Here is a 12,581-nt window from a genome sequence, read left to right as displayed (position 1 = left end):
AAGGCTGTAAAGGCGCCTTGACAAGACGAAAGAGGGTGGGGGCGCAGAAACAATCGGGGGGTGCCAGGGTTGGGGGTTAAAAGAACCTGCCGGCACGGTCCAGTCTTGGCGCGGTGCGAGTGCCGGCCGGGGGCCGGAAGATTTTTAAGTCCAGTCCCGCGCGGTGCTAGTGGCGGCCGGGGGCCCAAAGGGCCCTGACAGATAGTTGGTCCCGGTGCGAGTTTGGGCCGGAGGCCCGGAAGGTCCCTCGCAGTCGGTCCCGATGCGAGTTTGGGCCGGGGGCCAGGAAAGGCCCCTGACGGTTGGGATGCGGTGCAAGTTGAAGCCGGGACCCTAGAGAGCCCTGGCAGTCGGTCTCGGTGCGAGTTTGGGCCGGGGCCCTAGAGGCTCCATGGCGGTTGGGATGCGGTGCAGGGTTGAGCCGGGGCCCAGCTGCCCAGTGCGGTTGTGGTCGGTGCGAGTGCTGGCCGGGGGCCGAGCGAATTGGGTTCAGTCGCGTTCAGTGTGGTTGTCCGGGTCCGGTCGTGTGCGGGCAGTGCGTGGGTCTGCGTCGGGCTTGTTCGACGTTGGTTGTGGGTGGCCCGGATCGGTGCTGGTTTTGGTTGCTGCGGGTTGTGGTCGGTGTGTGCGTCGGTGTCGGTCGGGTCAGGTGTGTCCATCGTCGCCGGCGCAGGCTGAAGCTGGCGTCGCACGTTTGTGCTGGTTGTGAGTGCGGGCGTGGACCGTTTGCCCGTGTTAGCCGAGGACGTTGGGTTCGTCGAGTAGCCAGAGCCAGGTGCCGTCCGGTTGCCTGCGGGCTACCTCGGCTGTGGCGCCTCGGCCTCGTCTGGTTGAGGTGAGGGCCAGGTTGCCGTTGTGGAGGGCTGTGCGTTGTTCGCCCGCCACGAACTGGGGGCGGTCTTCCAGGAGCATCGTGTAGATCTCGCGGATCTCGTCCGCTCCTGTGGCGCGGCGGCCGTCGGGTAGGGCTAGTACCGCGCGGGGTTCGTAGAGGGCTACCAGGCCGTCGATGTCGCCCGCGTTGGCGCGTTCGACGAACAGGCGGCCGAGGTCTTCCGGGGTGGTGGCTCGTGCTTGATCGTTCGGCATGTGCCGAGCATGTCAAACGGGTACGACAGTTTTCGCGCGGCGTTCCACCACGACGGACAGGGCGGCGATGGCCAAGCCCGCGAGGCTCAATGCGACGCCTACCCAGGCCGTGGAGACGTAGCCCCACCCGGCCGCGATGGCCAGGCCGCCGAGCCACGCGCCCGCGCCGTTGGCCATGTTGAGCGCCGAGTGGTTCGACGACGACGCCAGTGACGGGGCGTCCGGGGAGGCGTCCATGAGGCGCATCTGCAACGCCGACGCCAACACCGTGGTCGTGAAGCCGATCAGGAATAGCAGCAGGAACGACGCCACGGGGATGGTCGCCAGCAGGCCGAACAGGGCCAACTCGACCGTGGTGGCGATGAGCGTGCCGAAGACCGTGCCCATGACGGAGCGGTCCAGGAAACGGCCGCCCAGCCACGCGCCCGTGGTCATGCCGAGGCCGAAGACGGCCAGGATCCACGGGACGGCTCCCGCACCAAGGCCGGTGACCTCGGTCGTCGTGGGTGAGATGTAGGAGTAGACGGCGAACATGCCTCCGAAGCCGACCATGCCCGTGACCAGCGCGAACCACACCTGCGGGCGGCGGAACGCGCGGAGTTCGGCACCCACGCTGGCGTCGTGGGCGGCGGCGATGCGCGGCACCCACTGGGCCAGCGCCAAGGCGGTGATGACCGAGACGACGGCCACGGCGGCGTACGCGCTGCGCCAGCCGATCTGCTGGCCCGCGGCGGTGGCGAACGGGACGCCGATCAGGTTCGCGACGGTCAGGCCGACCATCACGCGGGCGACGGCCGTGCCACGACGTTCGGGAGCGACGATGCCGGAGGCGACGACGGCGGCGATGCCGAAGAACGCGCCGTGCGGCAGGCCCGCGACAAAGCGGGAGATCATCAGCAGGGTGGCGTTCGGGGCGATGGACGACAGGCCGTTGCCGAGCGCCACGCCGAGCATCAACGCGATCAGCAGGCCCTTGCGCGGCAGTTTCGCGGCCAGTCCGGCGATCAGCGGCGCGCCCACGACGACGCCGAGCGCGTACAGGCTGATCGAGTGGCCCGCGGAGGGGATGGAGATGCCGAAGGTGTCCGCGATCTGGGGCAGCAGGCCCATCGTGGCGAACTCGGTGGTGCCGATGCCGAAGCCGCCCAGCGCGAGGGCGAAGAGTGCCGGGCCGACTGCTCGACGGGTGGCGGTGGGCTCCAGGGTCGTGGTCAAGCCGGACTCCTGACGGGCAGCAGGGCAGAACTGGTTGAATGCTGAACCGATTCTACCGGCACATATCCCCAGTTCAGCCGTGCGTCTGCTCACAAACGCCCTATCGTCCCAGGCTTGCCAGGAGGTTGATCATCGTCGCGATGATCACGGTCCCGAACAGGAACGACAGCAGCGCGTGGCGCAGCGCGGTGGCCCGGATCGCCTTGGCGCGGATGGCCGTGTCGGACACCTGGAACGTCATCCCGATCGTGAACGCGAGGTAGGCGAAGTCGGTGTACGCGGGCGGCTCGTCGGAGTTGAAGTCGATCCCGCCGTCCGGGCCCGAGTAGTACAGGCGGGCGTACCGGGTCGCGAACGTCGTGTGCACCGCCGCCCACGCCACGGCGACGCTGCCGACGCTCAACGCGGCCCGCACGTCCGGGTCGTGGCCGGACGACGTGAGCAGCAGCCCCACGGCCGCCAGGCTCGCCACGGCGGACACCAGCACCAGCGCGTCCATCACCGCCCGGCCGGGGTCCTCGCGCACGGCGTGCCGCGCGGTCGTCGGCGCGTCCATGGGCCAGATCGCGATCCACTTCCACGCCAGGTAGGTCGCCCCGCCCGCCATCCACCCGACGAGGACGGCGAACGGCCACGCCGCCCCCACGACGGACGCGACCACACCGGCCGCGAGCCCGACCACGATCGCCACGAGCAGGTGCGTGCGAGCGGGCGCGCCCGGAGCGCCGCCCAGCCCCTCTTGAGGAAGATCAGCCACGCTCGCAGGTATACACGCGCGTGGCGGCCGTCACCGGTTGGAAACCCCTGCCCAGCGGCAGAATGTCCCGCATGTCCCCCATCGACGAGGCAACGGCGGCGGCGTGGTCCGCGCTCGGCGGCCCGGCCGACCTGCTGGACGCCGTGTCGTACGTCCCGTCGAGCGGGGTCCTGCCGTCCAGGCTGCCGGTCCGCGAACTGGCGCGGGCGACCGTGGGCGTCTGCTCCCTGGCCGCCGCCGAGCTGCTCGCCCACCGCAACGGCACCTCGATTCCGGCGGTCCGAGTGCACGAGGCCGCGGTCGGCACGGCCTTCGTCAGCGAACGGCACCTGCGCGTCGACGGCCGTGCGCCCACGGTGTTCGCCCCGCTGTCCGGCTTCTGGCGCGCGTCCGACGGCTGGGTGCGCACCCACGCCAACTACCCGCACCACCGCGAACGCCTGCTGACGGCGTTGGGGATCGCGCGGGACGCCGACCTGGCCGACTCCATCGCCGCGCGACGGGCCGAGGACGTCCAGGAAACCGTCTACGCGGCGGGTGGTCTGGCCGTGGCCGTGGGCTCGGGGACACCGCGCCACCCGCTCGTCGAGATCGACCGTGCCGCCGGTGGCCGCACTCTGCCACCGGCGGCACTCCCGGCCGAGGGTGTGCGTGTGCTGGACCTGACGAGGGTCATCGCGGGACCGGTGGCGACCCGCACCCTCGCGCTGCTGGGCGCGGACGTCCTGCGGGTCGACTCCCCACGCCTGCCGGAGTCCGCCGACGCGCACGCCGACACGGGTCTGGGCAAGCGTTCCACCCTGCTCGACCTGGCCGCGGACCGCCAGGTGTTCGACGCCCTGCTGGCCGAAGCCGACGTCGTGGTCACCGGCTACCGCCCCGGCGCATTGGACCACTTCGGCCTGTCCCCCGAAGCCCTCAGGGAACGACGGCCGGGGCTGGTCGTGGCGCAGCTGTGCGCGTGGGGATGGATGGGCCCGTGGGCTGCCCGACGTGGCTTCGACAGCCTCGTGCAGGCCAGGTCCGGAATCGCCGAGATCGAGGGCGACGACCAGCCGGGAACCCTGCCCGCGCAAGCCTTGGACCACGGCACGGGCTACCTGCTGGCGGCGGCGGTGCTGCGTGCGCTGACCGAGGGCGGCGGCCACCACCTCCGACTTTCCCTCGCGGGCACGGCGTCGTGGCTCGTGCACGACCTCCACAAGACGCCCGAGGAGGGCCCGCCGTTCGACCCTTCGCCGTGGGTGACCGACTCCGGCCCGCTGCGCCACGCTTTGTCACCGGTCCACTACGCGGGCGGTCCCACGAACTGGACGAAACCCCTGTCTCCCTGGGGAACGGACGCGCCGCGCTGGAACTGAGTCCATGCTGGTGGCATGGACCTGTCGAGCGAGCTGCTGGGTTTCCCACCCGACGCGCGGGTGCTGATCGTCAACGCCGACGACCTGGGGATGTACCACGCCGTGAACACGGCGATCATCGACACGATCGAGCAGGGCGTCACGTCGTCGTGCAGCCTGATGCCGCCGTGTCCGTGGGCTCCCCACGCCCTGCGCCTGCTGCGCGACCGCCCGGAGATCCCCTTCGGCATCCACCTGACCCTGGTGTGCGACACGAAGGACTACTTCTGGGGACCACTGTCCACAAGGGACAAGGTGTCGTCGCTACTGGACTCGCGGGGCCGTTTCTTCGCCCCCACGGGAATCCCCGACCTGCTCGCACAGGCCCGCTTGGCAGAGGTAGAGGTCGAGATCCGCGCGCAGATCGAGTCCGTGCTGGCCACCGGCCTCTCCCCCACCCACCTGGACTGGCACTGCCTGGCGGACGGCGGCCGTGACGACATCCTCGACCTCACCTTGGCGCTGGCCCGCGAGTACGGCCTCGCGGCACGGGTGTGGCTGGACGCCGGTCGCACGAAGGCTCGTGGCGGGGGGCTTCCGGTGGTGGACCACGACTTCCTGGACAGCTTCTCCCTCGACCTGGAGGACAAGCCCGCGCGGTACGCGGAGCTGCTCCGCGCGCTGCCGCCGGGCCTCACCGAGTGGGCGGTGCACCCCGGTCTGGGCAACGACGAGGCGAAGGCCGTCGATGACGGCTGGCGCGTCCGGAGCACGGACTACGAGTTCCTCATGTCCCCGGAAGCGCGGGAAACCATTGCGGCGGAAGGGATCGCGGTCATCGACTACCGCACCCTCCAGCAGACCTGGACCAGCCTGACCGCACGGCCGGCCGGAGGTCCCCCGTCCGTGAGAACCCCCCGATTCACACGCTAGCAACGGGGTACGACAGGAAGGCCCCTCCGTCCCGACGAGGGACGGAGGGGACCTCAGGGCTTACGCGAACGGCTGGACGTTCGGCTGGAACACCTGGCCGTTGGCCGGGACCTTCAAGCGCACCAGGTAGTCCGTGGCGACCGTGTCGGCGCCGGCGCTGTCACCGAGGATGCAGTGGCCGAACGCGTCGACGCTGATCAACCGGGCGTTCCCCAGTTCCTTCGCCATCCGCTGCGCGAACTTGTACTGCGTGGCGGGGTCGTAGTAGTTGCCGACCACGAGCACCGGGTTGGGCGTCTTGCGGTTCCACGGGCCCGCCCACCGGTCCGGGTGGCGGACCGGCCAGCTCGCGCAGGTCAGCAGGTCGGACGCGGCCTGCGACCGGCCGAACGTGGGCGATTCCCTCTCCCACTGCTTGGCCACCAGCGGGAACAGCTCCGGCACGCGCAGGAACGGCTTGTCGGTGCAGTTGACGCCGTAGTACGAGTCGTCGAACGTGTACGGCGTGTCGCCGAGGGCCCGCACGTCGGCGAGACCCCGGTTGTTCGCCAGCAGCGGCACGTCGACGGACGCGGCCGCCAGCGAGGCGACCCCGTTGATGGCGTCGTGGATCGACTGCAACCACGCCGCGAGCGCCGTGAACGTCGACGGCGAGTACAGGTTGCTGCTCACGCGCCCGATGACGTCCGCGAAGGTCACCACGGCACCGCCGGGGAGCGTGACGGGCTGGGTCCGCAGGTGGTCCCGCAACGCGTCGAACTTCGCACGGGGGTCGCCGTCGCTGAACGCGCACTTGGCCCCGACGGTGTCACAGCGCTTCAGGAACGCGTCCAGGGCGATCTCGAAGCCCTGCGCGCGCTGCTTGTCGTACTCGGCGCCGTTGCGCGTGCGCAGCGCGGGGTCGACGTTGCCGTCGATCACGATCGCCCGCGACTTGCTGGGGAAGATGTTGGCGTAGGTCGCCCCGAGCAGCGTCCCGTAGGAGAACCCGACGTACGTCAGCTGCTTGTCCCCGACGCCCTGCCGCATCAGGTCGAGGTCGCGGGCCACGTCCTCGGTGGACATGTGCTGCAACAGCGGTCCGGCCACCTTGCCGCACGACTTCGTGTAGTCGAGCGTGGCGTCCATCGTGTTCCGGATCTCGGTCTTGGTGACCGGGACCGGCGACATCCGCCCGAAGACCTCGTCGGCCTCCTCCTGCGTGGTGAAGCACTTCAGCGGCGCGCTGCGGCCGACGCCGCGCGGGTCGAAGCCGATGAGGTCGAAGCGCTGCATCACCTCCGGCTGGAAGAACGAGCTGCCGTAGGCGGAGTAGATGAGGCCCGCGCCACCGGGGCCGCCGGGGTTGATGAACAGCGAGCCGATCTTGTGCGCCTGGTCGTCCGCCGGGCGCTTCATCATCTGGATGTCGATGGTCGCGCCGCGCGGCTTGGCGTGGTCGACCGGCACCGGGTAGGCGGCGCAGCTGACCTTGTCGCGCTGGGCGGCCGGGATCTCGGCGAGCACGTCGGCCGCGCAGGTGGTCCACGAGGCGGGCGCGCTCCGGGGTGCGGGTTGTGCGGCGGCGGATCCGCCGATGGCCAGCCCCGACCACACGACCCCCAGGGCCAGTGCCGATGCCAGCGTTCTGCGTGCGTTTGGTAGTGCCACGGGTGATGACTCCTTGGTCTCCGCGTGCGTCGCCCCTCGCCTGACTTACGACGCAACCGCCGGAGAATGCCACCCGTTCGAGTGTCAGCACACCCGCAGATCGGGGGGTTTCGGTCGCTGTGCCGGCTTGAATGACCACGCACAGCGACCGTTCACCCGACTAGCCCACAGCTCGTGCCAACGAGAGGGCGAACCTCCCCTGGGCATCCGTCCACCACCGGTGCAGCTCGAACCCGGCCTCCTCCAGCTCGGACCGCACGCCCTCGGGCCGGAACTTCGCCGACACCTCCGTGCGCAGCTCCTCGCCCTCGGCGAACTCCACGTCCAGGTCCAGCTCGGCCAGCCGCACCCGCACCGGGCGGGTGGCGCGCAGCCGCATCTCGATCCACTCCTGCTCGGCGTTCCACAGCGCGACGTGCTCGAACACGTCCACGTCGAAGTCGCCGCCCAGCTCGCGGTTGATCACCCGCAGCACGTTGCGGTTGAACTCCGCCGTCACGCCCTGCGCGTCGTCGTACGCCCGGACCAGCACGTCCGGGTCCTTGACCAGGTCCGTCCCGAGCAGCAGCCACTCCCCCGCGCCCAGCACGTCGCGGACCGCGGCGAAGAACTTCCGCCGCTCCTCCGGGATCAGGTTGCCGATCGTGCCGCCGAGGAACGCCACCACGCGGGGCGCGTCGCCGGGCAGCCCGGCCAGGTGCTCGGTGAAGTCGCCGACCACGCCGTGCACGCCCAGGCCGGGGTAGTCGGCCAGGATCGCCGCCGCGGCCTCGGTCAGCGCCGTCGTCGACACGTCCAGCGGCACGAACTCCTTCAGCGTGCCGTGGTCGCGCAGCGCGTCCAGCAGCAGCCGGGTCTTCTCCGACGAGCCGGAACCCAGTTCCACCAACGAGTGCGCGTCGGTCGTCGCCGCGATCTCGGCGGACCGGGCGATGAGGATCTCCCGCTCGGCCCGCGTCGGGTAGTACTCCGGCAGCCGGGTGATGTCCTCGAACAGCTCGCTGCCGACCGCGTCGTAGAACCACTTCGGCGACACCCACTTCGGGGTCGCCGTCAGACCGGCCCTGGCCTCCGCGCGCAGCGCGCGGGCCGCGTCCTCGGGTGTCAGGTGCACGTCCACCACTGGCTCTGTCATGGTTGTCCTGTTCTGCCTCGTGGGCCGATCGGCCGGATGTCCACGGTGGACGGGAACGCGCGCACCGTGACGACGGAACCGTCGGGGATCTCCCGCCAGCGCTCGTCGGAGTCCCACGGCTCGGACGCGAGCGCGACCGAGTCGGGGGTGGAGCGGACCCACAGCGCGTGCGTCCACGTCGTGCCGACGAGCACGGTTCCGTTGGTGAGCAAGAGGTTGAGCCGCGAGCCGGGTGCGGCCGCGGCGACGTCGGACACCACGCCCGCCAGCACGGCGGTCGGGTCCTCACCGGTCGCGAGCCGCGCGCGGACCAGTGCCCACAGCAGCGCCGCGTCCGTGGGCGCGTCCAGGGTGAGCAGGTCGGTCACCGGCAGCGCCTTCGCGAGGTCCGCGACGGACTCCGGCCAGTCGGTGATCCGGCCGTTGTGGCTGAACAGCCAGTGCCCGTCGGTGAACGGCGCGCACGCCGTCTCCACGATGGGCATGCCGACCGTGCCGGACCGGACGGCGGCCAGCACCGCGCCGGACGTCGTGGCCCGCGTGACGGCCGCCAGGGAGGCGTCCGCCCAGATCGGCCCGGTCCGCCGGTAGCGCACGGCGGCGCCGTCCGGCGAGTACCAGCCGACGCCGAAACCGTCGACGTTGACGGTTCCGCCGCCCCTCATGTCCGCAGGCGCGTACGACTGGTGCACCAGCGAGTGCGGTGGGTCGTCGATCAGCTCTGCCACGGGCACGGCGGTGCCCAGGTAGCCCAGGTGGCGGCACATGTCAGCTCAGCTCGGCCGCCTTCGCGTCGCGCGCACATCGGAAGCCGGCAAAAATCTGTCGGCGGATCGGGTAGTCCCAGTTGCGGAACGTCGACCGCACCGCCGCCGGGTCGGCCCCGAACGAGCCGCCGCGCAGCACCTTGTACTCCGGCCCGAAGAACACCTGCGAGTACTCGGCGTACGGGAACACCTCGAACCCGGTGTAGCCGTGGAAGTCCGAGCTGGTCCACTCCCACACGTCGCCGATCAGCTGGTGCACGCCCAGCGGCGACGCCCCGGCCGGGTACGCGCCGACGGGCGCGGGCTGGAGGTGCCGCTGGCCGAGGTTCGCGTGCTTCTCGGTCGGCTCCTCGTCGCCCCACGGGTAGCGGCGCGACCGGCCGGTCGCCGGGTCGAAGCGGGCCGCCTTCTCCCACTCGACCTCGGTCGGCAGGCGTTTGCCCGCCCACTTCGCGTACGCCTCGGCCTCGAAGAAGCTGACGTGCACCACGGGTTCGTCCGGCACGACCGGCGCGACGACGCCGAACCGGTCGCGGTACCACTCCGAGCCCACGCGCTCCCAGAACCGGGGCGCGACGAGCTTGGCGTGCTGGACGTGCGCCCAGCCCGCGTCGCTCCACCACCGCTGGTCGGCGTAGCCGCCGGAGTCGATGAACGCCGCGTACTGGGCGTTCGTGACCGGCGCGGTGTCGATGAAGTACGGCTCGGTGTGCGTCTGGTGCGCGGGCCGCTCGTTGTCCAGCGCCCACGCCTCCGTCGACGTGCCCATGGTGAAGTGCCCGCCCGGCACCAGGACCTCCTGGACCGGGAGCGGCCTGCCGGGAGGCGGCGGCGGCGCGTCCAGCACCGGTGCGCCGACGCGGAGCTGGTGGGTGGCCAGCATCGTCTCGTCGTGCTGCTGCTCGTGCTGCACGATCATGCCGAACGCGAACCCGCCGTCGAGCAGCTTGCGCCCCTCGAACCTCGCGGTCTCCAGCACGTCGAACACCTTGTTCCGCACCTCGCCCACGTACTGCCGCGCCTCGGCGGGGCTGAGCAGCGGCAGTTCGGGCCGGGAGGAGCGGGAGTGCTTGAACGCGTCGTACAGCTCGTCGATGTCCGCGCGCACGGGCTCGCGCCCGCCGACGTCCCGCACGAGCCACAGCTCTTCCTGGTTGCCGATGTGCGCGAAGTCCCACACCAGCGGGGACATCAGCTTCGAGTGCTGGCGCACGAGGTCGTGCTCGTCCACCGCGTCCGTCAGCGCCACGCTGCGCGCTCGGGAGCGTTCGAGCTGGGTGGCCACGTGCTCGCGCAGGCGGTCGGTACCGAGATCGTCGATGCTGGTCATGGCGTGACTCCTCCGGACTTCTCGGCGAGCGTGCGGTGCAGGTCCTCGGCCACGGCGGCGGCCTGGCCCATCGACAGGTCCGTGCGGTCCAGCGCGCGGCAGCCGATCTCGACCACGGCGTGCGCGGCCTGGTCGACGGCCCGGTCGGCCAGTCCGTACCGCGCGGCGGTGAGCCACCGGCCCGCGACGGACTCGGTCGCGGCCAGCACCTCGTCCACGACGGACGCGTCGCTGAACAGCGCGGCCATCAGCACGACCGGCGGGATCCACCGACCGTGCGGCGGGGTGTCGAGGTAGCGGACCTCCATGTACCCGCGCGGCCGGACCGGCGGGAACAGCAGCGACAGGTGGTAGTCCAGGTCGTCGCTGGTGGGCACGCGGTCGAGCGCGCCGTCGACCCACTCCGCGAACGTCAGCGGTCGCGGCGGGATCCAGTTCGGCCCCGGCTGCCGGATCGCGATCACCGGCGTGTCCAGCACGCGCCGCGACCACGCCCCTGCCGGGTCCTCGCAGTCGCCCGCGGCGGGCCGCGTGCGCACCGGGTCCGTCCCGTACAGCGTCCGCATCCGCGCCGACGCCCAGTCCGGCCGCCGCCCGTTGACGCCGGGCGAGTTCGCGAACAGGGCGTTCAGCACCGGCCCGAGCGCGTGCACGGCGGCCCAGCGCGCGTTCAGGTGCTCCCGCAGCCCGAAGTCCAGGCACACCTGGAGGCCCGCGGTGCTGCACATCATCGTGATGCCCTCGGGCCCGATCGGCTCGAAGGCGTGTTCCATCGCCGCGTAGCGGGGGACGCGCAGCATCCGCGTCGGCGGCCGGAACGGGTCGGCTCCCCGCTCGCCCAGCACGAGGTCGGCCGAGGCCAAGAGGTTGCGGAGTTGGGTGACGTCCTCCCCCACGGTCTTCAGCAGCTCGGTCAGCGAGGTGCGCGGCGGGGTGGAGATCTCGACCTGGCCACCGGGTTCGACGGTCAGCGGGGTGCCGCTGGGCAGCGGCCGCTGGGGGCTGTCCGGAACGAGGGTGGGTGGTGCGTGCCGACCCAGCGCGGCCGCGAGGGCTCCCGCGTCGAGCTGTCGGGTCGGGTCGTCTCGGTGGTGGACGGTCCATTCGATTTCGACGCCGAACAGGCGTGGTGGGCCGTGCTTGAAGCAGACCGAGGCGACGTACGCCTCGGCCTCGGCACGGTCCCGGAACACCTGGGGGCCGGGCCCCGGTGCCGAGACATTACGCACAGCAGTCAATTCGCGCACTCCCCGTGATGATTCGTCGCTTTTCGACGCTACACGGGGGCACCGACAGTCGCACCCGTCGAAGTTGGACGAACTCCTTACGGATCAGGGAAGACCGGACATTTCCCGTTCACGGCGGGGTTGACACATTCCCATATGGGTATATGTTTCTCGCATGGCACGAGCGGCGACCACGACGGACGCTTTCAACGCGGTGGCGGAACCCCGCCGACGGCAGATCCTCGACCTGCTGGCACTGGGCGAACGCCCGGTGAACGACCTGGTGGACCGGCTCGACCTGGCACAACCGCTGGTGTCGAAGCACCTGCGGGTGCTCAGGGAGGTGGGCTTGGTGGACGTGCGGGACTCCGGGCGGCAACGGCTGTACCGCCTGAACGCGGCGCCGCTGAAGTCCGTCCACGACTGGGTCAAGGCGTTCGAGCGGTCGTGGGAGGAGCGCTTCGCCGCGCTCGACGACGTGCTGGAAGAACTCAAAGCGGAGGAGAGCAGTGATGACGAGCACGACTAGCGGGACCGCGGTGGTCACCCTTCCCACCGACACGCAGATCCTGATCACCCGGACGTTCAACGCGCCGAAGCACCTGGTGTTCCGCGCGTCGACCGAACCGGAGCTGATCAAGCGCTGGTGGCACGGCGGGCACGGCGAGATGACCGTGGCGGAGGTCGACCTGCGCGTCGGCGGCAAGTGGCGGTACGCGCTCGTGACGCCGGGCGGCGACGAGGTGGCGTTCCACGGGGAGTACCACGAGATCGTGCCGAACGAGCGGATCGTCGCCACGGAGGCGTTCGAGGGCATCCCGGACCCGGACGGGAACGCGGCGGTGTGCACCTACGAGTTCACCGAGGAGGACGGCCGGACGACGCTGCGGATGCTGATCGAGCACAAGACGAAGGAGGGCCGGGACATGCACATCGAGTCCGGCATGGAGTCCGGCATGCAGAAGGGCCTGGACCTCCTCGAGGAGACCGCCGTGTCGCTGGCCTGACGCCGTGCGATCATCGAGCCATGGGGAACCTGGGGATTTCCGAACTGCTGGTGATCGTCCTTCCGCTGGTCCTGATCGTCGCCGTCGTCGTGGCGGCACGACGACGGCGCTGACCCGTGGGCGGCCCGCCGG

General features: G+C 70.9%; 12 protein-coding genes. 4 read left to right on the top strand and 8 right to left on the bottom strand.

Annotated features, from left to right (window positions below; all coding sequences use genetic code 11):
• Window positions 1-735: 735 nt before the first annotated feature.
• The 3 genes from ACFWW9_RS43255 to ACFWW9_RS43245 all read right to left on the bottom strand — a co-directional run bounded on the left by ACFWW9_RS43255 (window position 736) and on the right by ACFWW9_RS43245 (window position 3,061).
• Window positions 736-1,089 carry a YybH family protein gene (locus ACFWW9_RS43255; RefSeq protein ID WP_390388964.1) on the bottom strand — a complete coding sequence of 118 codons (354 nt, stop codon included), beginning with the start codon at window positions 1,087-1,089 and terminating at the stop codon, window positions 736-738.
• 12 nt (window positions 1,090-1,101) lie between these two features.
• Window positions 1,102-2,304 (bottom strand): MFS transporter, encoded by a 1,203-nt coding sequence (locus tag ACFWW9_RS43250; protein WP_390388962.1) that lies wholly within the window; start codon window positions 2,302-2,304, stop codon window positions 1,102-1,104.
• Window positions 2,305-2,404: 100 nt separating this feature from the next.
• Window positions 2,405-3,061, bottom strand: a complete 657-nt coding sequence (locus ACFWW9_RS43245; protein WP_390388959.1) for a DUF1345 domain-containing protein — start codon at window positions 3,059-3,061, stop codon at window positions 2,405-2,407.
• 71 nt (window positions 3,062-3,132) lie between these two features.
• Between ACFWW9_RS43245 and ACFWW9_RS43240 the strand changes: the two genes are divergently transcribed.
• Both ACFWW9_RS43240 and ACFWW9_RS43235 read left to right on the top strand, forming a co-directional pair.
• Window positions 3,133-4,422 (top strand): CoA transferase, encoded by a 1,290-nt coding sequence (locus ACFWW9_RS43240; RefSeq protein ID WP_390388956.1) that lies wholly within the window; start codon window positions 3,133-3,135, stop codon window positions 4,420-4,422.
• 15 nt (window positions 4,423-4,437) lie between these two features.
• Window positions 4,438-5,334 carry a polysaccharide deacetylase family protein gene (locus tag ACFWW9_RS43235; RefSeq protein ID WP_390388954.1) on the top strand — a complete coding sequence of 299 codons (897 nt, stop codon included), beginning with the start codon at window positions 4,438-4,440 and terminating at the stop codon, window positions 5,332-5,334.
• Window positions 5,335-5,394: 60 nt separating this feature from the next.
• Here ACFWW9_RS43235 and ACFWW9_RS43230 read toward each other — a convergent pair whose 3' ends face one another.
• From ACFWW9_RS43230 to ACFWW9_RS43210, 5 genes are all read right to left on the bottom strand, one after another.
• Window positions 5,395-6,984 (bottom strand): alpha/beta hydrolase, encoded by a 1,590-nt coding sequence (locus tag ACFWW9_RS43230; RefSeq protein ID WP_390388951.1) that lies wholly within the window; start codon window positions 6,982-6,984, stop codon window positions 5,395-5,397.
• 160 nt (window positions 6,985-7,144) lie between these two features.
• Window positions 7,145-8,119 carry an L-histidine N(alpha)-methyltransferase gene (gene egtD, locus ACFWW9_RS43225; protein WP_390388949.1) on the bottom strand — a complete coding sequence of 325 codons (975 nt, stop codon included), beginning with the start codon at window positions 8,117-8,119 and terminating at the stop codon, window positions 7,145-7,147.
• Entirely contained in the window at window positions 8,116-8,886 is a 771-nt protein-coding gene (gene egtC, locus ACFWW9_RS43220; RefSeq protein WP_390388948.1) for an ergothioneine biosynthesis protein EgtC, read from the bottom strand. Before egtC ends, egtD begins: the two co-directional genes overlap by 4 nt.
• A gap of 1 nt (window position 8,887) precedes the next feature.
• Window positions 8,888-10,216 (bottom strand): ergothioneine biosynthesis protein EgtB, encoded by a 1,329-nt coding sequence (egtB, locus tag ACFWW9_RS43215; protein ID WP_390388946.1) that lies wholly within the window; start codon window positions 10,214-10,216, stop codon window positions 8,888-8,890.
• Window positions 10,213-11,409, bottom strand: coding sequence for a glutamate-cysteine ligase family protein (locus ACFWW9_RS43210; RefSeq protein WP_390388945.1), 1,197 nt, complete (start codon window positions 11,407-11,409; stop codon window positions 10,213-10,215). The genes egtB and ACFWW9_RS43210 overlap by 4 nt, the downstream gene beginning before the upstream one ends.
• A gap of 208 nt (window positions 11,410-11,617) precedes the next feature.
• Between ACFWW9_RS43210 and ACFWW9_RS43205 the strand changes: the two genes are divergently transcribed.
• Complete coding sequence (locus ACFWW9_RS43205) at window positions 11,618-11,971, top strand: ArsR/SmtB family transcription factor (RefSeq protein ID WP_390388944.1); 354 nt, start codon at window positions 11,618-11,620, stop codon at window positions 11,969-11,971.
• Window positions 11,955-12,449: an SRPBCC family protein gene (locus ACFWW9_RS43200; protein ID WP_390388942.1), complete on the top strand. Its 495-nt coding sequence runs from the start codon at window positions 11,955-11,957 to the stop codon at window positions 12,447-12,449. The genes ACFWW9_RS43205 and ACFWW9_RS43200 overlap by 17 nt, the downstream gene beginning before the upstream one ends.
• The last annotated feature ends 132 nt before the right edge of the window (window positions 12,450-12,581 follow it).

Origin of the sequence: Umezawaea sp. NPDC059074, assembly GCF_042738955.1 — a bacterium.
GTDB lineage: Bacteria > Actinomycetota > Actinomycetes > Mycobacteriales > Pseudonocardiaceae > Umezawaea.
The sequence above is the reverse complement of the archived record's forward strand: the minus strand, read 5'-3'. Positions and strand labels throughout refer to the sequence as shown.